The 20,164-nt window shown below is 69.9% G+C and carries 22 protein-coding genes; 17 read left to right on the forward strand and 5 right to left on the reverse strand.

Annotated elements, in window-relative coordinates:
• Positions 1–90: 90 nt before the first annotated feature.
• From prfA to STRVI_RS07035, 16 genes are all read left to right on the forward strand, one after another.
• Positions 91–1,170, forward strand: coding sequence for a peptide chain release factor 1 (prfA, locus tag STRVI_RS06960; protein WP_014054916.1), 1,080 nt, complete (start codon positions 91–93; stop codon positions 1,168–1,170).
• Positions 1,171–1,224: 54 nt separating this feature from the next.
• Entirely contained in the window at positions 1,225–2,070 is an 846-nt protein-coding gene (prmC, locus tag STRVI_RS06965) for a peptide chain release factor N(5)-glutamine methyltransferase (RefSeq protein ID WP_014054917.1), read from the forward strand.
• A 49-nt stretch (positions 2,071–2,119) separates the two neighbouring features.
• The gene (locus STRVI_RS06970) at positions 2,120–2,767 is read left to right on the forward strand and encodes an L-threonylcarbamoyladenylate synthase (RefSeq protein WP_014054918.1); all 648 of its coding nucleotides are present in this window, start codon (positions 2,120–2,122) and stop codon (positions 2,765–2,767) included.
• The gene (locus STRVI_RS06975) at positions 2,764–3,423 is read left to right on the forward strand and encodes a low molecular weight phosphatase family protein (RefSeq protein ID WP_014054919.1); all 660 of its coding nucleotides are present in this window, start codon (positions 2,764–2,766) and stop codon (positions 3,421–3,423) included. Before STRVI_RS06970 ends, STRVI_RS06975 begins: the two co-directional genes overlap by 4 nt.
• Positions 3,424–3,559: 136 nt before the next feature.
• On the forward strand, positions 3,560–4,849 hold the full coding sequence (glyA, locus tag STRVI_RS06980) for a serine hydroxymethyltransferase (protein ID WP_014054920.1): 1,290 nt from the start codon (positions 3,560–3,562) through the stop codon (positions 4,847–4,849).
• Positions 4,850–4,912: 63 nt separating this feature from the next.
• Entirely contained in the window at positions 4,913–6,346 is a 1,434-nt protein-coding gene (locus STRVI_RS06985; RefSeq protein WP_078505151.1) for an MraY family glycosyltransferase, read from the forward strand.
• A gap of 291 nt (positions 6,347–6,637) precedes the next feature.
• Positions 6,638–7,093, forward strand: a complete 456-nt coding sequence (locus STRVI_RS06990; protein ID WP_014054922.1) for a hypothetical protein — start codon at positions 6,638–6,640, stop codon at positions 7,091–7,093.
• Positions 7,094–7,357: 264 nt separating this feature from the next.
• A complete protein-coding gene (atpB, locus tag STRVI_RS06995) occupies positions 7,358–8,167 on the forward strand; it encodes a F0F1 ATP synthase subunit A (protein ID WP_014054923.1) in 810 nt (269 codons plus the stop codon).
• A gap of 77 nt (positions 8,168–8,244) precedes the next feature.
• Positions 8,245–8,487 (forward strand): ATP synthase F0 subunit C, encoded by a 243-nt coding sequence (gene atpE, locus STRVI_RS07000; RefSeq protein ID WP_014054924.1) that lies wholly within the window; start codon positions 8,245–8,247, stop codon positions 8,485–8,487.
• 38 nt (positions 8,488–8,525) lie between these two features.
• Positions 8,526–9,089 carry a F0F1 ATP synthase subunit B gene (locus STRVI_RS07005; RefSeq protein WP_014054925.1) on the forward strand — a complete coding sequence of 188 codons (564 nt, stop codon included), beginning with the start codon at positions 8,526–8,528 and terminating at the stop codon, positions 9,087–9,089.
• Positions 9,086–9,901, forward strand: a complete 816-nt coding sequence (locus tag STRVI_RS07010; RefSeq protein ID WP_014054926.1) for a F0F1 ATP synthase subunit delta — start codon at positions 9,086–9,088, stop codon at positions 9,899–9,901. Before STRVI_RS07005 ends, STRVI_RS07010 begins: the two co-directional genes overlap by 4 nt.
• Positions 9,902–10,012: 111 nt before the next feature.
• Entirely contained in the window at positions 10,013–11,584 is a 1,572-nt protein-coding gene (gene atpA / locus STRVI_RS07015; protein ID WP_014054927.1) for a F0F1 ATP synthase subunit alpha, read from the forward strand.
• 4 nt (positions 11,585–11,588) lie between these two features.
• The gene (locus tag STRVI_RS07020; protein ID WP_014054928.1) at positions 11,589–12,503 is read left to right on the forward strand and encodes a F0F1 ATP synthase subunit gamma; all 915 of its coding nucleotides are present in this window, start codon (positions 11,589–11,591) and stop codon (positions 12,501–12,503) included.
• 4 nt (positions 12,504–12,507) lie between these two features.
• Complete coding sequence (gene atpD / locus STRVI_RS07025; RefSeq protein ID WP_014054929.1) at positions 12,508–13,953, forward strand: F0F1 ATP synthase subunit beta; 1,446 nt, start codon at positions 12,508–12,510, stop codon at positions 13,951–13,953.
• 111 nt (positions 13,954–14,064) lie between these two features.
• The gene (locus tag STRVI_RS07030; protein WP_014054930.1) at positions 14,065–14,442 is read left to right on the forward strand and encodes a F0F1 ATP synthase subunit epsilon; all 378 of its coding nucleotides are present in this window, start codon (positions 14,065–14,067) and stop codon (positions 14,440–14,442) included.
• A gap of 118 nt (positions 14,443–14,560) precedes the next feature.
• Positions 14,561–15,010: a DUF2550 domain-containing protein gene (locus STRVI_RS07035; protein ID WP_014054931.1), complete on the forward strand. Its 450-nt coding sequence runs from the start codon at positions 14,561–14,563 to the stop codon at positions 15,008–15,010.
• 207 nt (positions 15,011–15,217) lie between these two features.
• Here STRVI_RS07035 and STRVI_RS07040 read toward each other — a convergent pair whose 3' ends face one another.
• Positions 15,218–15,925 carry a response regulator transcription factor gene (locus tag STRVI_RS07040; protein ID WP_050993634.1) on the reverse strand — a complete coding sequence of 236 codons (708 nt, stop codon included), beginning with the start codon at positions 15,923–15,925 and terminating at the stop codon, positions 15,218–15,220.
• Positions 15,922–17,136 carry a sensor histidine kinase gene (locus tag STRVI_RS07045; RefSeq protein WP_043238118.1) on the reverse strand — a complete coding sequence of 405 codons (1,215 nt, stop codon included), beginning with the start codon at positions 17,134–17,136 and terminating at the stop codon, positions 15,922–15,924. Before STRVI_RS07045 ends, STRVI_RS07040 begins: the two co-directional genes overlap by 4 nt.
• Before the next feature lie 170 nt (positions 17,137–17,306).
• Between STRVI_RS07045 and STRVI_RS07050 the strand changes: the two genes are divergently transcribed.
• The gene (locus tag STRVI_RS07050) at positions 17,307–17,858 is read left to right on the forward strand and encodes a hypothetical protein (protein ID WP_014054934.1); all 552 of its coding nucleotides are present in this window, start codon (positions 17,307–17,309) and stop codon (positions 17,856–17,858) included.
• Between the two features lie 96 nt (positions 17,859–17,954).
• Here the strand turns inward: STRVI_RS07050 and STRVI_RS07055 are convergent, their stop codons facing one another.
• Genes STRVI_RS07055 through STRVI_RS07065 form a run of 3 tightly spaced genes read right to left on the reverse strand, consistent with a single transcriptional unit; the run spans position 17,955 to position 20,145 of the window.
• Positions 17,955–18,527: a cob(I)yrinic acid a,c-diamide adenosyltransferase gene (locus STRVI_RS07055; RefSeq protein ID WP_014054935.1), complete on the reverse strand. Its 573-nt coding sequence runs from the start codon at positions 18,525–18,527 to the stop codon at positions 17,955–17,957.
• A 23-nt stretch (positions 18,528–18,550) separates the two neighbouring features.
• The gene (locus STRVI_RS07060; protein ID WP_014054936.1) at positions 18,551–19,306 is read right to left on the reverse strand and encodes an ABC transporter permease; all 756 of its coding nucleotides are present in this window, start codon (positions 19,304–19,306) and stop codon (positions 18,551–18,553) included.
• Positions 19,307–19,362: 56 nt separating this feature from the next.
• Entirely contained in the window at positions 19,363–20,145 is a 783-nt protein-coding gene (locus STRVI_RS07065) for an ABC transporter ATP-binding protein (protein WP_014054937.1), read from the reverse strand.
• Between the last annotated feature and the right edge of the window lie 19 nt (positions 20,146–20,164).

The following is a 20,164-nucleotide window of genomic DNA, read 5'->3' on the forward strand; positions in this document are numbered from 1 at the left end:
GGGCGACCGGACCGGCGTTTTGTCGTCACCGGCTCTTCCGGCACTTCTTCTCCGCAACACCACCACGCAGACCACCCAGGGAGCCCCCCGATGTTCGAGGCGGTCGAGGAACTCATCGGCGAACACGCCGACCTCGAAAAGCGGCTCGCCGACCCCGCGGTCCACGCAGACCAGCGGGAGGCGCGTCGGCTCAACAAGCGCTATGCCGAGCTGACCCCGGTGATCGCCGCCTACCGCGCCTGGAAGCAGGCCGGGGAGGACATCGAGACCGCCCGGGAGCTGGCCCAGGACGACCCCGACTTCGTGGAAGAGGCCAAGGAGCTGGAGCAGTCCCGCGAGGGGCTGACCGACCGGCTGCGGCTGCTGCTCGTCCCCCGCGACCCGAGCGACGACAAGGACATCATCCTGGAGGTCAAGGCCGGAGAGGGCGGCGAGGAGTCCGCGCTGTTCGCCGGCGACCTGCTGCGGATGTATCTGCGGTACGCCGAGCGCGTCGGCTGGAAGACCGAGATCCTCGACGCCAACGAGTCCGACCTCGGCGGCTACAAGGACGTCCAGGTCGCGGTGAAGACCAAGGGCGGGAACGGCGCCACCGAGCCCGGCCAGGGCGTCTGGGCCCGGCTGAAGTACGAGGGCGGGGTGCACCGGGTGCAGCGGGTGCCCGCCACCGAGTCCCAGGGCCGTATCCACACCTCCGCGGCCGGTGTGCTGGTCACGCCCGAGGCCGAGGAGGTCGAGGTCGAGATCGGTCCCAACGACCTGCGGATCGACGTGTACCGCTCCTCGGGACCCGGCGGCCAGTCGGTCAACACCACCGACTCCGCGGTGCGCATCACCCACCTGCCCACCGGCATCGTCGTCTCCTGCCAGAACGAGAAGAGCCAGCTCCAGAACAAGGAGCAGGCGCTGCGCATCCTGCGCTCGCGGCTGCTGGCCGCGGCCCAGGAGGAGGCCGAGCGGGAGGCGTCGGACGCGCGCCGCAGCCAGGTCCGCACCGTCGACCGCTCCGAGCGCATCCGTACGTACAACTACCCGGAAAACCGGATCTCGGACCATCGAGTCGGTTTCAAGGCGTACAACTTGGACCAGGTGCTCGACGGTGAACTCGAACCGGTCATCCAGGCGTGCGTCGACGCCGACGCGGCCGCCAAGCTGGCGGCCGCGGGCTGAGCCACCCACCATCGTAGGCTTCGTGCTCTTGTCCGGACCGGCTGGAGGAATTCAGTGAACGTGCTGCTCGCCGAGGTGGCGCAGGCCACTCAGCGGCTGGCCGACGCGGGCGTGCCCTCACCGCGCTTCGACGCGGAGGAGCTCGCCGCCTTTGTGCACAGCGTCAAGCGGGGAGAGCTGCACGGCGTGCCCGACGCCGACTTCGACGCCCGCTACTGGGAGGCGGTCGCCCGGCGCGAGGCCCGCGAGCCCCTTCAGCACATCACCGGCCGCGCCTTCTTCCGCTACCTGGAACTCCAGGTGGGACCCGGGGTCTTCGTGCCCCGGCCGGAGACCGAGTCGGTGGTCGGCTGGGCGATAGACGCGGTCCGCGCGATGGATGTCGTCGAACCGCTCATCGTCGATCTGTGCGCCGGTTCCGGGGCCATCGCCCTGGCGCTCGCCCAGGAGGTGCCGCGCTCCCGGGTGCACGCCGTGGAGCTGGACGAGGGCGCCCTGCGCTGGGCCCGCAAGAACGTCCAGGGGTCCCGCGTCGTTCTCCATCACGCGGACGCCTTGACGGCCCTGCCCGAGCTCGACGGGCAGGTGGACCTCGTCATCAGCAACCCGCCGTACATCCCGCTGACCGAGTGGGAGTACGTGGCGCCGGAGGCCCGCGACCACGACCCCCAGCTCGCGCTCTTCTCCGGAGAGGACGGCCTCGACGTGATCCGTGGCCTGGAGCGCACCGCCCACCGGCTGCTGCGCCCCGGGGGTGTGGTGGTCATCGAGCACGCAGACACCCAGGGCGGCCAGGTGCCGTGGATCTTCACGGAGGAGCGTGGCTGGGCGGACGCCGCCGACCACCCCGACCTGAACAACCGGCCCCGGTTCGCCACCGCGCGGAAGGCCATGCCGTGACGGCGGCACCGCACCACACATTGGCCACGTACGAGGAGGTCCGTTAAAGATGGCACGGCGATACGACTGCGGGGACGCGACCGACCGCAAGACCGGCCTGCGCGAGGCCGCCTCCGCCGTCCGCCGCGGCGAACTGGTCGTGCTGCCCACCGACACCGTCTACGGGATCGGCGCGGACGCCTTCAACGCCGAGGCGGTCGGCGATCTGCTCGAGGCCAAGGGCCGCGGCCGCAACATGCCCACGCCGGTACTGGTCGGCTCCCCGAACACCCTGCACGGACTGGTCACCGACTTCTCCGAGATGGCCTGGGAGCTGGTCGACGCCTTCTGGCCCGGTGCGCTCACCCTCGTCGCCCGGCACCAGCCGTCCCTCACCTGGGACCTGGGGGAGACCCGGGGCACCGTCGCGGTGCGGATGCCGCTGCACCCGGTCGCGATCGAGCTGCTGACGGACTTCGGCCCGATGGCGGTCTCCAGCGCCAATCTGACCGGACACCCCTCTCCGCAGGACTGCGACGCCGCCCAGGACATGCTGGGGGACTCCGTCTCGGTGTACCTCGACGGCGGGCCCACCCCGGCCGCCGTGCCCTCCTCGATCGTCGACGTCACCGGCAAGGTGCCGGTGCTGCTCCGGGCGGGAGCGCTCACCGCCGAGCAGCTCCGCGAGGTCGTACCCGACCTCGAGGTGGCGAATTGACAGCCCCTGAGGGGCGTGGCATAGCGGAACACCGTGAGAAGAAGCCCGAGGCCACCTTCCGCATCCTCCACGTCAGCACCGGCAATGTGTGCCGCTCGCCGATCACCGAGCGGCTGACCCGGCATGCCCTCACGCACCGCCTCGGCACCGTCCGCACCCGCGGTCTGATCGTGGAGAGCGCCGGCACCTGGGGCCATGAGGGCGCGCCCATGGAGGCGCACGCCGCGACGGTCCTGACCGACTTCGGCGCCGACCCGGCGGGCTTCCTCGGCCGCGAGCTGCTCGACGAGCACGTCATCCGCGCCGACCTGGTCCTGACCGCCACCCGCGACCACCGGGCGCAGGTCATCTCGATGGGGCATTCGGCCGGCTTGCGCACCTTCACGCTCAAGGAGTTCACCCGGCTGGTGCGGGCCATAGACCCCGCGACGCTGCCCGATCCGGCGGAGGCGGGCGGCGTGGTGGAGCGCGCCCGCGCCCTGGTGCAGGCGGCGGCCGCGCTGCGCGGCTGGCTGCTGGCGCCCACCGAGGACGCGGACGAGGTGCACGATCCGTACGGGGCGCCGATCACCTTCTTCCGCTCCATCGGGGACGAGATCAACCAGGCCCTGGACCCGGTCGTCACGGCCCTGACGGGGGTCCCCACCCCCGCGTAGCCCCCCGGCGGGGCCCGGTTCCGCGCGGGCGGGGGTTTCCCGCGGCTCACGGCGCGCCACGAGGACGCGTGGGGCCTACATTGGGGGTGACCACCTTCGACGATCCGCCGTCCCCTCCCAAGGCTGTGAGCACGCCATGGCCGTCACCCCCCGGGGCCCCGATTTCGGAGCGCTCGCCCGCCAGGACCCGGAGCTGGCGGGGATCATCCTGAGCGAGATCGACCGCGTCCGCGGCGGCCTCCAGCTCATCGCGGCCGAGAACTTCACCTCGCCGGCCGTGCTGGCGGCGCTCGCCTCGCCGCTGGCCAACAAGTACGCCGAGGGCTATCCCGGCGCCCGCCACCACGGCGGCTGCGAGATCGTGGACATCGCCGAGCGGGTCGCCCAGGACCGGGCGAAGGCCCTGTTCGGCGCCGAGCACGCCAATGTGCAGCCGCATTCGGGGTCCTCGGCGGTGCTGGCCGCCTACGCCGCGCTGCTGCGGCCCGGGGACACGGTGCTGGCGATGGCGCTGCCGCACGGCGGCCATCTCACCCACGGCTCACCCGCCAATTTCTCCGGCCGCTGGTTCGACTTCATCGGCTACGGCGTCGATCCGGCGACCGGCCTGATCGACTACGAACAGCTCCGCGCGCTCGCCCACACCCACCGGCCGAAGGCGATCGTCTGCGGTTCCATCTCCTATCCGCGCCATCTGGACTACGCCGCCTTCCGTGCCGTCGCCGACGAGGTGGGCGCGTATCTCATCGCCGACGCCGCCCATGCGATCGGTCTGGTCGCGGGGAAGGTGGCGCCGTCCCCGGTGCCGTACGCGGATGTGGTGTGCGCAACGACACACAAGGTGCTGCGCGGGCCGCGCGGCGGAATGCTGCTGTGCGGTGCGGAGCTCGCCGAGCGGGTCGACCGGGCGGTGTTCCCGTTCACCCAGGGCGGTGCCCAGATGCACACCGTCGCGGCCAAGGCGGTGGCGTTCGGCGAGGCCGCGGCGCCCGCCTTCACCGCCTATGCGCGGCGGGTGGTGGCCAATGCCCGGGTGCTCGCGGACGCCCTGGTCGCGGAGGGTCTCGCGGTGGCCACGGGCGGCACCGACACCCACATGATCGCCGCCGATACGGCCCCGCTGGGCCTGGACGGACGGGCCGCCAAGGCCCGCTGCGCGGCCGCCGGGATCGTCCTGGACACCTGCGCGCTGGCATCCGCCACGGAGCCCCGGGGGTGCGTCAAGGGGATCCGGCTGGGCACCGCCGCGGTGACCACCCAGGGAATGGGAGCGCCGGAAATGGAGCGGATAGCGGCCCTGATGGGAACCGTCTTGCGGGACGAAGGCGTGGTACGGGAAAAGGTGGCGGAACTGGCCGGGAGATTTCCGCCCTATCCGGACGAGGGCCGAATCATGCAACCATCCGAAGGTGTAGGACGTCTGTAAGTACGTTCACCGCAAGGCGTCCGACACGCATAAGGTGTGAGGCTGTGATGGCCAGCGATACCCCTGGGGCAGCCTGTGCGTGAATACCTGCTGACTCTGTGCGTCACGGCCGCGGTCACCTATCTGCTGACCGGGCCGGTGCGGAAATTCGCCATCGCGGCAGGTGCGATGCCGGAGATCCGCGCCCGTGATGTGCATCGCGAGCCCACGCCGCGGCTCGGTGGCATCGCCATGTTCGGCGGGCTGTGCGCGGGGCTGCTGGTCGCCGCCCATCTGACCAACCTCAAGGACGTCTTCGAGGTCTCCAACGAGCCACGGGCGCTGCTCTCCGGTGCCGGGCTGATCTGGCTGCTGGGCGTGCTGGACGACAAGTGGGGCGTGGACGCGCTCATCAAGCTCGGCGGCCAGATGATCGCCGCCGGTGTGATGGTGCTCCAGGGTCTGACCATCCTGTGGCTGCCGGTGCCCGGTGTGGGACCGGTCTCGCTGACGCCCTGGCAGGGCACGCTGCTGACCGTCGCCCTGGTCGTCATCACCATCAACGCGGTCAACTTCGTTGACGGGCTTGATGGGTTGGCGTCGGGAATGGTGTGCATCGCCGCCGCCGCGTTCTTCATGTACGCCTACCGCATCTGGTACGGCTACGGCCTGGAGGCGGCCGCGCCCGCCACCCTGTTCGCCGCCGTCCTCATGGGGATGTGCCTGGGCTTCCTGCCGCACAACGCGCACCCCGCGCGGATCTTCATGGGCGACTCGGGCTCGATGCTGATCGGGCTGGTGCTGGCGGCCGGCGCCATCTCCATCACCGGCCAGGTCGATCCGGACGCGATGAAGCTGTTCGAGGGGTCCGAGCAGGCCGCGGTGCACGCCACCGTCCCGGTCTACATCCCGCTGCTGCTGCCGCTGACCGTCATCGCGGTGCCCTTCGCGGACCTGGTGCTGGCCATCGTCCGGCGCACCTGGAAGGGCCAGTCGCCGTTCGCCGCGGACCGCGGCCATCTGCACCACCGGCTGCTGGAGATCGGCCACTCGCACAGCCGGGCCGTCCTGATCATGTACTTCTGGTCGGCGCTGATCGCCTTCGGCGCCGTGGCGTACTCGGTGAACTCGGCCGGTGTGTGGTTCGTCCTCGCGATCGTCGCGCTGAGCGGGGTCGGGCTGGTGCTGTTGCTGCTGCCGCGGTTCACCCCGAGCGTTCCGCGCTGGGCCGAGGCGTTCGTTCCGCCGCGCTATCGCCGGGCCAACCGGATCGCGCGGGCCGAGCAGGGCGCCGAGGCGCCCGCGGAGCCGGTGGCGGCCGTGGCCGGCGGAGGGTCCGTACCGGCGGATCCGGAGACGGCCGCGCCCGAGCCGGTGGGCTCCGGGATGAACGGCGGGTCGAACAGCGGGATGAACGGCGGCGCGAGCGGCGGGACGAACGGCGGTGTGAACGGCGCCACCGCGATCGGCGACCGGTCCCGCTTCACCCATCGCCGCAGGATCGGAACACCCCAGTAACCGCCCTGGTAATTCCCCCAGTAAGTGCCGGAGGGAACGGCCGGAGAGAGCGCCGAAGATCACAGGACGGCGTCAGCACGGTACACAGCCGGTAACTCTCCCGTGTGACGTGCAGCACATCCGAAGGGTAAAGACCTCATCAAATAGTTTGTGATACCGTTCACTAAACCCGGTGCTTAGACCCGAGGGGCCGTAGGGCGACGGCTCTTCGTCGTGAGGTCTCCTCTGTTCCCGGGGATACGCTCGTCCACGACGAATCGTTGCTTCCGACACTTGCCGGAGAAACCCTTCATGCAGTCCAACGACGCCAGAACGCTCCTGAGTTGCGCCGTGCCCACCGCCGTCGCCGGCGTGGTCGCCGTCGCTGTCGGTGCCGCGTTCGCAGGTGGCAAGGGAGCGATCGGCGCGGGCTTCGGCACCTTCGTCGCCATGGTGGTGATGGCTTCGGGGCTGATCGTGCTGGAGCGCACCGCGAAGCATCTCCCGCATCTGTTCCAGGCCATGGGCATGGTGCTTTTCATGACCGAGTTCCTGCTGGTGGCGGTCGTGCTCGCGGTGTTCCAGGACACCACGATGTTCAACGTCAAGGCGTTCGCCCTCGCGCTGCTCGCCGCGACCCTGGTGTGGGTCGGCGCACAGACCCGTGCGCATATGAAGGCGAAGATCCTCTATGTGGAGCCCGAAGCCGAGGACGAACGTAAGCCCGAGGGGGCGAAGAAGTCCGCTCCCGCCGGGTCCACATCGTGAGAAGTAGGGCCGGGATAAGAGCATGTGCGCTCACCTGCTATCGTCCGGTGCCATCTGAGGCACAGCGGGCGCAGGTAGCTGAACCCCCGGTTTCCACGGGACGGAATCGGCGGCCCATGCAGCTGATGCCCGACATACCACTCGGCCACGCGCCGATCAGCCGCCCCCACATCCGTAAGACCAGTCCAGTGCCGTTCCGTGGCCGCGTGCCGCGCCGACACAACGAGGTTGCCGTACCCATGCGCCACGCTGAAGGAGCTCGCGGTGAGTTCTGACCAGACGCTCGCCTTCGAGACGAACTGCCACATCTTCGACGGGTGCGGCTTCCCGGCACCCGGACTCCATTCCTTCAAGTTCGAGCCGCTCTTCTCCGTCGGCGGCTTTGACTTCAACAAGCCGATGCTGCTGGCCCTGCTGGGTACGGTCGTCATCGTCTGGTTCTTCTGGGCCGCTTTCGCCCGGGCCAAGGTCGTGCCGGGCAAGCTGCAGATGATCGGCGAGGCGGGCTACGACTTCGTGCGCCGCGGCCTGGTCTATGAGGCCCTCGGCAAGAAGGAGGGCGAGAAGTACGTCCCTCTCATGGTCTCGATCTTCTTCTTTGTCTGGATCATGAACCTCTGGTCGATCATTCCGGTCGCCCAGTTCCCGGTGACGTCGATCATCGCCTTCCCGGCCGGTCTGGCCGCGATCGTCTACATCCTCTGGATGTACCTGACCTTCAAGAAGCACGGCTTCGTCGGCGGCTGGAAGAACATCACCGGCTACGACAAGGAGCTCGGCGGGATCCTGCCGATGATCGTCGTGATCGAGTTCTTCTCGAACGTCATCATCCGGCCCTTCACTCACGCGGTCCGGCTCTTCGCCAACATGTTCGCGGGCCATCTGCTGCTTCTGATGTTCACCATCGGCACCTGGTACCTGCTGAACGGCATCGGCATCGTCTACGCGGGCGCGTCGTTCGTGATGACGATTCTGCTGACCGCCTTCGAGCTCTTCATCCAGGCTGTCCAGGCGTACGTCTTCGTGCTCTTGGCCTGCAACTACGTCCAGGGCGCGCTCGCCGAGCACCACTGAGCAGACCTGGCTCCCAGACCATCAGACGTCCGGTGGCCAACCCCCACCGGCCCATGAAACGCAAAGGAAGAACCGGCATGTCCGCTCTCCAGACCCTCGCCGCCACCGGCATCACCGGCAACCTCGGTTCGATCGGTTACGGTCTCGCCGCCATCGGCCCCGGCGTCGGCGTCGGCATCATCTTCGGTAACGGCACCCAGGCCCTGGCCCGCCAGCCCGAGGCCGCCGGCCTGATCCGCGCCAACCAGATCATGGGCTTCGCCTTCTGTGAGGCGCTCGCGCTGATCGGTATCGTCATGGGCTTCCTTTTCAAGTCCTGAACGGACCGCTTTAACCACGACAGACGGAAGGCACTGATGTGAACGCCCTGGTACAGGTGGCGGCCGAGGAGAGTGAGAACCCCCTCATCCCGCCGATCCCGGAGCTGGTCATCGGCCTGATCGCCTTTGCCATCGTCTTCTTCTTCCTCGCCAAGAAGCTCCTCCCGAACATCAACCGGGTTCTGGAGGAGCGCCGCGAGGCGATCGAAGGCGGCATGGAGAAGGCCGAGGCCACTCAGGCCGAAGCCCAGCAGGTCCTCGAGGACTACCGAGCCCAGCTCGCTGACGCCCGCCACGAGGCCGCGCGACTGCGCCAGGAGGCGCAGGAGCAGGGCGCCGCGCTCATCGCCGAGATGCGCGCGGAGGGCCAGCGGCAGCGTGAAGAGGTCATCGCTGCCGGTCACGCGCAGATCGAGGCCGATCGGAAGCAGGCCGCTCAGACCCTGCGCCAGGACGTGGGCAGGCTCGCCACCGACCTGGCCGGCCGGATCGTCGGCGAGTCGCTCGAGGACGTGGCCCGGCAGAGCCGCACCATCGACCGGTTCCTCGACGAGCTCGAGGCGAAGACGAACGACGGCTCGAAGGCCGAGGCCGGCCGATGAACGGAGCGAGCCGGGAGGCACTGGCAGCCGCGCGCGAGCGCTTCGACGCCCTGACGGACAACACCGCCGTCGACGCGTCGAAGCTCGCCGAGGAGCTGGCCGCCATCACCGCGCTGCTCGACCGCGAGGTCTCGCTGCGCCGGGTCCTCACCGACCCGGCGCAGCCCGGCGAGGCCAAGGCCGAGCTGGCCGCGCGGGTGCTGGGCGGACAGGTCGGCGGCGAGGCCATCGACCTGGTCTCCGGCCTGGTCCGGTCCCGCTGGTCGCGCTCGCGCGACCTGGTGGACGCGCTGGAGCAGCTCGCCGCCGCCGCCGACCTGGTGGCGGCCGAGCGGACGGGTGCCCTCGACAACGTCGAGGACGAGCTGTTCCGGTTCGGCCGGATCGTCTCCTCCTCGCCCGAGCTGCGGGGCGCGCTCACCGATCGGCGCGCGACCGTCTCGGCCAAGGCCGGGCTGGTCCGTGAGCTGCTCGGCGGCCGGGCCGACCAGGTGACCGAGCGGCTGGTGATCCGTCTGGTGACCCACCCGCGGGGTCGTAGCCTGGAGGCGGGTCTCGACGAGCTGTCCAAGCTGGCGGCGGAGCGCCGGGACCGTACGGTCGCCGTCGTCACCTCCGCGGTGCCGCTCAGCGACCGGCAGAAGCAGCGGCTCGGCGAGGCACTGGGGAAGCTGTACGGACGGAAGATGCACCTCAACCTCGACGTGGACCCGGAGGTCCTCGGCGGGATCTCGGTGCGCATCGGCGACGAGATCATCAACGGGACCATCGCGGACCGCCTCGACGAGGCGACCCGTCGGATGGCCGGCTGACTCGGCCACCAACTCAAGCTGACTCAGTCACCAACTCAACAAGCATGCAAGCGGCCCGGGTTGGGCCGTGGTCAGACACTTCGGGCCCAACAAGGAGAGCAGGGAACCCAGATGGCGGAGCTCACGATCCGGCCGGAGGAGATCCGGGACGCGCTGGAGAACTTTGTCCAGGCGTACAAGCCGGACGCGGCCTCGCGCGAGGAGGTCGGGACGGTCAGCGTTGCCGGCGACGGCATCGCGAAGGTCGAGGGTCTTCCCTCGGCCATGGCGAACGAACTGCTGAAGTTCGAGGACGGCACCCTCGGCCTCGCCCTCAACCTCGAGGAGCGCGAGATCGGTGCGGTCGTCCTCGGTGAGTTCAGCGGCATCGAAGAGGGCCAGCAGGTGCACCGCACCGGCGAGGTTCTCTCGGTCGCCGTCGGCGAGGGCTACCTCGGCCGCGTGGTCGACCCGCTGGGTGCCCCGATCGACGGCCTCGGCGAGATCGAGACCGAGGGCCGCCGCGCCCTTGAGCTGCAGGCCCCCACGGTCATGGACCGTAAGTCGGTGCACGAGCCGATGGAGACCGGCTACAAGGCCGTCGACGCCATGACCCCGATCGGCCGCGGCCAGCGCCAGCTGATCATCGGCGACCGGCAGACCGGCAAGACCGCGCTGTGCGTCGACACGATCATCAACCAGCGCGACAACTGGCGCTCCGGCGACCCCAAGAAGCAGGTCCGCTGCATCTACGTCGCCATCGGCCAGAAGGGCTCCACCATCGCTTCCGTGCGCGGTGCGCTGGAGGAGGCCGGTGCCCTGGAGTACACCACGATCGTCGCCGCTCCGGCGTCCGACCCGGCGGGCTTCAAGTACCTCGCCCCCTACACGGGCTCGGCCATCGGTCAGCACTGGATGTACCAGGGCAAGCACGTCCTGATCGTCTTCGACGACCTGTCCAAGCAGGCCGACGCCTACCGCGCGGTGTCCCTGCTGCTGCGCCGCCCGCCGGGCCGTGAGGCCTACCCGGGCGACGTCTTCTACCTGCACTCCCGGCTGCTGGAGCGCTGCGCCAAGCTCTCCGACGAGATGGGTGCCGGTTCGATGACCGGTCTGCCGATCGTCGAGACCAAGGCGAACGACGTGTCGGCGTTCATTCCGACCAACGTCATCTCCATCACCGACGGTCAGTGCTTCCTCGAGTCCGACCTGTTCAACGCCGGACAGCGCCCGGCCCTGAACGTCGGTATCTCGGTCTCCCGGGTCGGTGGTTCCGCTCAGCACCGGGCCATGCGCCAGGTGTCCGGCCGCCTCCGGGTGGACCTCGCCCAGTTCCGTGAGCTGGAGGCGTTCGCCGCCTTCGGCTCGGACCTGGACGCGGCCTCCAAGGCGTCGCTGGAGCGCGGTGCGCGCATGGTCGAGCTGCTGAAGCAGGGGCAGTACGCCCCGTTCTCCACCGAGGACGAGATCGTCTCCATCTGGGCCGGTACCACGGGCAAGATGGACGACGTCCCGGTCGAGGACATCCGCCGCTTCGAGCGGGAGCTGCTGGACTACCTCCACCGTGAGCACAAGTCGCTGCTGACCAGCATCGTCGAGGGCGGCAAGATGTCCGACGACACGATCGCCGCGCTCAGCGAGGCGGTCGACAGCTTCAAGCGGCAGTTCGAGACCTCGGACGGCAAGCTGCTGGGCGAGGACTGAGCCCATGGGTGCCCAGCTCAGGGTCTACAAGAGGCGGATCAAGTCCGTCTCCGCGACCAAGAAGATCACCAGGGCGATGGAGATGATCGCCGCCTCGCGCGTCGTCAAGGCACAGCGCAAGGTGGCCGCGTCGACTCCGTACGCCACCGAGCTCACCCGGGCGGTGGGCGCGGTCGCCAAGGGCTCCACCACCCAGCACGCGCTGACCACGGAGAGCGACAACCCGACCCGTGCCGCGGTCCTGCTCATCACGAGCGACCGAGGTCTCGCGGGCGGCTACTCCTCCAACGTGATCAAGGCGGCCGAGCAGCTCACCGAGCGGCTCACCGGTGAGGGCAAGGAGGTCGACGCCTACATCGTCGGCCGCAAGGGCGTGGCCTACTACAGCTTCCGTGAGCGCAAGGTCACGGAGTCGTGGGGCGGCTTCACCGACAGCCCCACCTACGCGGACGCCAAGAAGGTCGCGGGCCCGCTGATCGAGGCCGTCCTCAAGGAGACGGCCGAGGGCGGCGTGGACGAGCTGCACATCGTCTTCACCGAGTTCGTCTCGATGCTGACGCAGACCCCGGTCCAGGACCGGCTGCTGCCCCTCAGCCTCGAGGAAAAGGCGGAGGAGCAGGAGAAGAAGGGCGAGATCCTCCCGCTCTTCGACTTCGAGCCGTCCTCCGAGGACGTCCTGGACGCCCTACTGCCCCGGTACGTCGAGGCCCGTATCTACAACGCCCTGCTCCAGGCCGCCGCCTCCAAGCACGCGGCCACCCGGCGGGCGATGAAGTCGGCGACCGACAATGCCGAAGAGCTCATCAAGTCGCTCACGCGGCTTGCCAACGCGGCCCGCCAGGCCGACATCACCCAGGAAATCAGCGAGATCGTCGGTGGCGCGAGCGCTCTGGCCGACGCCTCCGCGGGGAGTGACTGACACTATGACCACCACTGTTGAGCCAACCGCTGTGGCCGCGGGCCGCGTCGCGCGGGTCATCGGCCCGGTCGTCGACGTGGAGTTCCCCGTCGACGCGATGCCGGAGATCTACAACGCGCTGACTGTCGAGGTCGCGGACCCCGCGCAGGACGGTGCGAAGAAGATCCTGACCCTCGAGGTCGCCCAGCACCTCGGCGAGGGCCTGGTCCGCGCCATCTCCATGGAGCCCACCGACGGTCTGGTCCGCCAGGCCTCGGTGACCAACACCGGCGACGGCATCACGGTGCCGGTCGGCGATGTCACCAAGGGCCGGGTGTTCAACACCCTCGGCAAGATCCTCAACGACCCCGAGGCCGAGTCCGAGGTCACCGAGCGCTGGCCCATCCACCGCAAGGCCCCGGCCTTCGACCAGCTCGAGTCCAAGACCGAGATGTTCGAGACCGGCCTGAAGGTCGTCGACCTGCTGACCCCGTACGTCAAGGGCGGCAAGATCGGTCTGTTCGGCGGCGCGGGCGTCGGCAAGACCGTGCTCATCCAGGAAATGATCATGCGTGTGGCCAAGCTGCACGAGGGCGTTTCCGTGTTCGCCGGTGTCGGCGAGCGCACCCGTGAGGGCAACGACCTGATCGAGGAGATGGCCGAGTCCGGCGTGCTCCCGCAGACCGCGCTGGTCTTCGGCCAGATGGACGAGCCCCCGGGCACCCGTCTGCGCGTCGCCCTGGCCGGTCTGACCATGGCGGAGTACTTCCGCGATGTGCAGAAGCAGGACGTGCTGTTCTTCATCGACAACATCTTCCGCTTCACCCAGGCCGGTTCCGAGGTCTCGACCCTGCTCGGCCGGATGCCCTCCGCGGTGGGCTACCAGCCGAACCTGGCCGACGAGATGGGCCTTCTCCAGGAGCGCATCACCTCGACCCGCGGTCACTCCATCACCTCGATGCAGGCGATCTACGTCCCCGCGGACGACCTGACCGACCCGGCCCCGGCGAACGTCTTCGCGCACCTCGATGCGACGACGACGCTGTCCCGGCCGATCTCGGAGAAGGGCATCTACCCGGCGGTGGACCCGCTGGACTCGACGTCCCGGATCCTGGACCCGCGCTACATCTCGCAGGAGCACTACGACTGCGCCTCGCGCGTGAAGTCGATCCTGCAGAAGTACAAGGATCTCCAGGACATCATCAACATCCTGGGCATCGACGAGCTCGGCGAGGAGGACAAGCTCACCGTCTTCCGCGCCCGCCGCATCGAGCGCTTCCTGTCGCAGAACACCCACGCGGCGAAGCAGTTCACCGGCCTCGACGGATCGGATGTGCCGCTGGACGAGTCCATCGCCGCGTTCAACGCGATCGCCGATGGTGAGTTCGACCACTTCCCCGAGCAGGCGTTCTTCATGTGCGGTGGCCTGGAAGACCTCAAGGCCAAGGCCAAGGAGCTGGGCGTCTCCTGAGCCCCGTAGCTCCGCGGGAGGGGTGGGCCCGGTCCCACCCCTCTCCGTACGCCCGTTATTCTTTGACGAAAGCCCTGCCCGACCCGGCAGGGAGAGACCCGAGGAGCCACGTTGGCTGCTGAGCTGCATGTCGAGCTGGTCGCGGCGGACCGTAGTGTCTGGTCCGGCGCGGCCACCTTGGTCATCGCGCGCACCACATCGGGTGACATCGGCGTCATGCCCGGCCACCAGCCGCTGCTCGGTGTGCTGGAGTCCGGCCCGGTGACCATCCGTTCGGTCGACGGCGGGACGGTCGTGACCGCGGTGCACGGTGGGTTCATCTCGTTCGCGGACGACAAGCTCTCACTGCTGGCCGAGGTCGCGGAGCTGTCCGACGAGATCGATGTCAAGCGCGCGGAGCGGGCGCTGGAGCGTGCCAAGTCGGCGGCGGACGCCGCCGCCGAGCGGCGCGCCGACGTCCGGCTGCGTGCGGTGGCGGGAGCGCACTGAGCCTGTCACATACGGTCGGAAAACCTCAGCCGCGGACCTCGCTGGAGCCCTTTCAGCGGTCCGCGGCTGAGGCGATGCAGGTGCGGTTTATCCGGATGACGCGAGGAGGTCGGTGAAGATGGTCCTCGCTCTGCTTGTGGGCGGCGTGGTCGTCGCGCTGGTGGTGGTGGGACTCTTCGTCTTCGGTCTCCGGCGGCGGCTGATCCAGCGGTCCGGCGGAACCTTCGACTGTTCCCTGCGCTGGGACCCACCCGCAAGCGAATCCGAGACCAGCGGCAAGGGCTGGGTGTACGGGGTGGCCCGCTACAACGGTGACCGCATCGAGTGGTTCCGGGTCTTCTCCTACGCGCCGAGGCCCCGGCGGGTGCTGGAGCGCGCCTCGATCGAGGTGCTGGAGCGGCGCACTCCCAAGGGCGAGGAGGAGCTGGCGCTGCTCTCCGACGCGGTGGTGCTCGCCTGCCGGCACGGCGGTATCCGGCTGGAGCTGGCCATGAGCGAGGACGCCCTGACCGGCTTCCTGGCCTGGCTGGAGGCGGCGCCCCCCGGCCAGCGCGTCAACGTGGCCTAGCCACCTCATCACCCACGTCATCCCCTGCGCTGAGCGGCCTCGATGAAGTAAGTCCGGTGCGGTTCGGGTGCGCCCCGAAGGGGCGCGGGGCTGTGTCGATGTGCGGCTCCGCCGCGGCCGTGTCGATATGCGGCTCCGCCGCGTGGGACCAGCCACGACACAGCCGCAGATGAACGACCGCACCTCGCGGCACTGCCCGCGGAGCGCTCAGCGCACGCCCAGTTCCTGGGCCAGTACCGCGGCCTGGACCCGGCTGCGCAGCTCCAGCTTGCTGAGCAGCCGGCTGACATGCGTCTTCACCGTCGCCTCCGCCATGCTGAGCCGCGCCGCGATCTGCGCGTTCGACAGCCCCTGGCCGAGACAGGCCAGCACCTCCCGCTCCCGCGGAGTGAGCGACGCGAGCGCCGCGGGGCTGGGCGTGTTGAGGGAGGGGGCGGTCTGGGGCCGGGCGAACTCCGCGATCAGGCGGCGGGTCACCGCCGTGGCGATCATCCCCTCGCCGCGCCCCACCGTACGGACCGCCTCGATCAGATCGGCCGCCTCGCTGTCCTTGAGCAGAAACCCGGAGGCGCCCGCGCGCAGCGCCCCGAAGACGTACTCGTCGAGGTCGAACGTGGTGAGCACCAGCACATCGGCAAGCTGTTCGGCGACCACCTGGCGGGTGGCCGACACCCCGTCCAGCCGTGGCATCTGGACGTCCATCAGCACCACATCGGGGCGCAGCGCCCGGGCCATCTCCACCGCCTGGAGGCCGTCGACCGCCTCGCCGACCACCTCGACATCGGGGGCGGACCGCAGGATCAACACCAGCCCGGAACGGACCGCGCTCTGGTCCTCGGCGACCAGAACCCGGATCGGCTCGGACGCGGTACCTGCGGGCGGGGTCACGGTGGCTCCTGGTCGTCGAAGGGTCATGGCACACTCTGAGCGCTCTCGTCGCCCCGGGGCAGCGCGGCCCGCACCTGCCATACGGTGCCCCCGGACCCGGTGACGGGTCCGGCGTCGAGAGTGCCGCCGAGCAGGCTCACCCGCTCGCGCATCCCGATCAGCCCGGTGCCGGAGCCGGGCGCCCGGGGGCCCTCGCGGTCGCCGTACGGGCTGATGACGCTGACTTCGAGCGGCCCGTCCGCGCGGTGCGCCAGCGTCACGTCCACCCGGCCGGGTGCGGCGTGCTTGAGGGCGTTGGTGAGCGACTCCTGGACGATGCGGTACGCGGCGAGCTCGACCGGAGCGGGCAGCGGGGCGGCGCCGGCCGGCCGCTCGTCGCACAGGACGATGTCCTGGCCGCCGGGGCGGGCGTTGGTGCGGGCCTGCTCCAGCAGGGTGTCGAGCGCGTCGAGCGTGGAGATGGCGGCCGGTTCCGCCGTGTCCCCCGGGTCCCGCAGCAGCCCGATCAGCCGGCGCATCTCGGCCAGGCCCCGCACGCTGTTCTCCCTGATGACGCCGAGCGCCTCGTCGGTCGCGGCGGGGTCCTTGAGGGAGAGCGCGGCGCTGGAGTGGATGGCGATGGCCGACAGGTGGTTCGCCACCATGTCGTGGAGTTCGCGCGCCATCCGGGAGCGCTCGGAGGCGACCGCCTCCCGCCGGTCCAACTCGGCCAGCAGGGCGACGCGTTCCACCTCCAGACGGGCCGCCGCGGCCTCGTCACGGTGGTTGCGGACCACCGACCCGGTCCACGCCGGGGTGACGGTGAGGAGTGCGACGAACGCTCCGGACAGCAGTGCCAGGGGGTCGTTGTAGATGGCCAGCGGCACCACGGTCGCCAGCCCGGAGAGCAGCCAGCAGATCCGGGGGATGCGCCGGGCGGCGACGGGCCCGGAGTACATGACGGCCGCGTAGATCAGGTCGGTGTACATCAGCATGGTCGTGGCCAGCCCGCCGCTGAGGACGTCGACGCCGAGCGCGGCGGTCCCCACGCCCAGGCCGATGAGGGGCCTGGAGCGCCGCAACAGTTCGGCCGCGGAGATCGCGAACAGCGCGACCAGCCCCAGCCATCGGGGCGTGCCGTAGTACGACGGAGTGTTGTGCACCCCCAGCGCCCACATCAGGATCCCGCCGAGCAGTCCGCCAAGACCGATCAGGACGTCATGCCGGTGTGGGCGTGGGAGGTGGGGACTGGACGGCATGGCACCCATCACACCATGTGGCGCGCCGGGTGGGCCTCCCCCCTGGGTCCGGGCCCGACGCCCGGCGGCGTACATCGAAGGATGCAGTCGGGTTTCATCGCCGCCGACGACGCGGGCGCCCTGATCGCCGGGGGAGGGTGGGACCAAGGGCAGAGCAGAGAGGAAACATCGTGGTTGTCGCGTTGATCATCGCCTGTGAGGTCGGCTTCTGGGTGCTGCTGGCCATCGGGATTCTGCTGCGGTACGTGGCGAAGATGCCGAAGGCCAGCACCGTGGTGCTGCTGTGCGAGCCGCTGCTGGAGCTGGTGCTGTTCGTGACGACCGTGATCGACCTGCGGAACGGCGCCGAACCGGACTGGAAGCACGGCCTCGCGGCGGTCTACATCGGATACTCGGCCGCGCTCGGCCATTCGACGATCAAATGGGTCGACGTCCGGGTGGCCCACCGCTACTTCGGTGGCCCGCCGCCGGTCAAGCCGGCGAAGTTCGGTGCGGCGAAGACGCTGCACGAGTGGAAGACGGCCGGCCGCTGGGTGCTGGCGGCGGTCATCGCCATCGCTCTGCTCCAGGGCGCGATTTGGTACGTCGGCGACGACGGCGAGATCGGCTCGTTGCGCGACTGGCAGCTGAAGATGCTGTTCCTGATCGGCATCAACGTGGCCATCGCGCTCAGCTACACACTCTTCCCGAAGCGGGAGCGCTCGGCTTCCTCTGCCCGCTAACCCCCGTAGCGGACAGGTCACCGAGCCCCGCCCCCGCCCCGTCGGCCCCGGCGACGCGCTGCCACGCGCGGCTGGGCCGGCGGGGCCCGTGGTTTTTCAGCGGTTCTCGCCCGGGACCCACAGGATGTCGCCGACCTCCTTGTTGGCCGCGCGGGCCAGGATGAACAGCAGGTCCGAGAGCCGGTTGAGATAGGTGGCGGTGAGCGCGTTCATCGACTCCCCGTGCTCGGCGAGCGCCGCCCAGGTGGAGCGCTCGGCGCGGCGCGCCACCGTGCACGCCTGGTGCAGGAGCGCGGCCCCCGGGGTGCCGCCCGGGAGGATGAAGCTGCGCAGCTTCTCCAGGCTCTCCAGGAAGCCGTCGCAGTCCGCCTCCAGCTTGTCGATGTAGCTCTGCTCGACGCGGAGCGGAGGGTGTTCCGGGTTCTCCACCACGGGGGTGCACAGATCCGCGCCCACGTCGAACAGGTCGTTCTGGACGCGGACCAGCACCTTGACGATCTCGGCGGGCAACTGGCCCAGCGCGATGGCCACCCCGATCGCGGCGTTCGCCTCGTTCGCGTCGGCGTACGCGGCGATCCGCGAATCGGTCTTGACGGTGCGGCTCATATCGCCGAGGGCGGTGGTGCCCGTGTCCCCGGTACGCGTATAGATGCGGGTGAGATTGACCATGGGGCCGAGCCTACGCGGCGGCCCTACGCCCCGGCCTGCCGGAAGAGCCGTGCCCCGAGGGTGACGGCCACGACCGCGAGCGCGGCGGCCACCAGCGCGGCCAGCGCGATCTTCCCGTCCCCGTACTCGCCGGCGAAGGCGGCCCGCACCCCGTCCACGAGATAGCGGAACGGCACGAAGTGCGAGGCGACGTCGAGCCAGCGGGGCCCGAGCGACATCGGCAGCAGAATCCCGGACAGCAGCATCGCGGGCATGGTGACGGAGTTGATGACCGGCGCGAACCCCTGCGGGGACGCCACCCGCATCGCCAGCGCGTAGGAGAGCGAGGCGAGCGAGACGGTCAGCACGCCGACGAAGACGAAGCCGATCGCCACGCCCAGCACCGGGGCGCGCAACCCGAGCACCACGGCGACGCACACCAGCAGCAGGGACTGCACCAGCAGCAGGGCGACGTCCTTGAGCACCCGGCCCATGAGCAGTGCCAGTCGGCTGACCGGGGTGACCCGCATCCGCTCGATGACGCCCGTGCGCCGCTCGAGGATCAGCCCGATCCCGGTGAACGAGGCACTGAACAGCCCGAGTTGGACGAGGATTCCGGGGACGATGGTCTGCCAGGAGCCGGCCCGGCCGCCCAGCGGCAGATCGGTGAGCAGCGGGCCGAAGAGGACGAGGAAGAGCAGCGGCTGGACCATCCCGAAGATCAGGGCGGGCTTGGAGCGCAGCGTCTGGCGGGCGTAGCGGCCGAATATCAGGGCCGTGTCGGCGATGAGTGGGGGCATGGGGCCTTCCTTGGGGGCGGACTGCTTCGGTGCTGGGGTGCATCGGTGACCGCGCGTCAGACGGCGAGCGGGGCGGGGTTCCGCGGGGCGGTGCCGCGCCCGGTGATGGCGATGAAGGCGTCCTGGAGGGTGGCGTCCGGTGAGCCGCCGTGCTCGGCCTTGAGCCGCTCCGCCGTCCCTTCGGCGGCCACCAGGCCCTGGTCGACGATGACCAGACGGTCGGCCAGCGCCTCCGCCTCGTCCAGGTAGTGGGTGGTCAGGAAGACCGTCATGCCGTGCTCGGAGCGCAGCTTGCGGATCAGTTCCCACAGATCGGCGCGGCTGCCGGGGTCGAGGCCGGTGGTCGGCTCGTCCAGGAAGAGGATCTCGGGCCGGTGGACCAGGCCGAGGGCGATGTCCAGCCGCCGCCGCTGTCCGCCGGAGAGCGCGGCGCAGGGGCGGTCCAGCAGCTCGGTCAGGCCCAGGTCCCGGGCCAGCTCCCCGGCGCGGGCGGTCGCCTCGGCCTTGGCCATCCGGTAGAGCCGCCCCTGGGTGACCAGTTCCTCCCGTACGGAGACGGCCGGATCGACCCCGCCGGCCTGCGCCACGTATCCGATCCGCCGGCGCACCCCCGCCGGATCGCGGGCGAGGTCGCGCCCGGCGACGGTGGCGCTGCCGCCGGTGGGCGGGAGCAGCGTGGTGAGCATGCGCAGCGTGGTGGTCTTGCCCGCTCCGTTGGGCCCGAGGAAGCCCAGGATCTCACCGCGCTCGACGGTCAGGTCGATACCGCGCACGGCGGTCACGGGGCCGCGCTTGGTCCGGAAGGTGTGGGTGAGGCCGTTCGTCGTGATGACTGCCATGCGGTTCAGAAAAACAGAG

Origin of the sequence: Streptomyces violaceusniger Tu 4113 (genome assembly GCF_000147815.2) — a bacterium.
Taxonomy (GTDB): Bacteria; Actinomycetota; Actinomycetes; order Streptomycetales; family Streptomycetaceae; genus Streptomyces; species Streptomyces violaceusniger_A.

Coding starts and splice junctions, on each gene's coding strand:
- STRVI_RS06990 (WP_014054922.1), top strand. CDS start 6,638: ATGCAGTCCAACGACGCCAGAACGCTCCTGAGTTGCGCCGTGCCCACC.
- atpA (WP_014054927.1), top strand. CDS start 10,013: ATGGCGGAGCTCACGATCCGGCCGGAGGAGATCCGGGACGCGCTGGAG.
- STRVI_RS07065 (WP_014054937.1), bottom strand. CDS start 20,145: ATGGCAGTCATCACGACGAACGGCCTCACCCACACCTTCCGGACCAAG.
- STRVI_RS07035 (WP_014054931.1), top strand. CDS start 14,561: ATGGTCCTCGCTCTGCTTGTGGGCGGCGTGGTCGTCGCGCTGGTGGTG.
- STRVI_RS07045 (WP_043238118.1), bottom strand. CDS start 17,136: ATGCCGTCCAGTCCCCACCTCCCACGCCCACACCGGCATGACGTCCTG.
- STRVI_RS07060 (WP_014054936.1), bottom strand. CDS start 19,306: ATGCCCCCACTCATCGCCGACACGGCCCTGATATTCGGCCGCTACGCC.
- STRVI_RS07020 (WP_014054928.1), top strand. CDS start 11,589: ATGGGTGCCCAGCTCAGGGTCTACAAGAGGCGGATCAAGTCCGTCTCC.
- STRVI_RS07010 (WP_014054926.1), top strand. CDS start 9,086: ATGAACGGAGCGAGCCGGGAGGCACTGGCAGCCGCGCGCGAGCGCTTC.
- atpD (WP_014054929.1), top strand. CDS start 12,508: ATGACCACCACTGTTGAGCCAACCGCTGTGGCCGCGGGCCGCGTCGCG.
- STRVI_RS06970 (WP_014054918.1), top strand. CDS start 2,120: ATGGCACGGCGATACGACTGCGGGGACGCGACCGACCGCAAGACCGGC.
- glyA (WP_014054920.1), top strand. CDS start 3,560: ATGGCCGTCACCCCCCGGGGCCCCGATTTCGGAGCGCTCGCCCGCCAG.
- STRVI_RS07040 (WP_050993634.1), bottom strand. CDS start 15,925: ATGACCCTTCGACGACCAGGAGCCACCGTGACCCCGCCCGCAGGTACC.
- atpE (WP_014054924.1), top strand. CDS start 8,245: ATGTCCGCTCTCCAGACCCTCGCCGCCACCGGCATCACCGGCAACCTC.
- prfA (WP_014054916.1), top strand. CDS start 91: ATGTTCGAGGCGGTCGAGGAACTCATCGGCGAACACGCCGACCTCGAA.
- STRVI_RS07055 (WP_014054935.1), bottom strand. CDS start 18,527: ATGGTCAATCTCACCCGCATCTATACGCGTACCGGGGACACGGGCACC.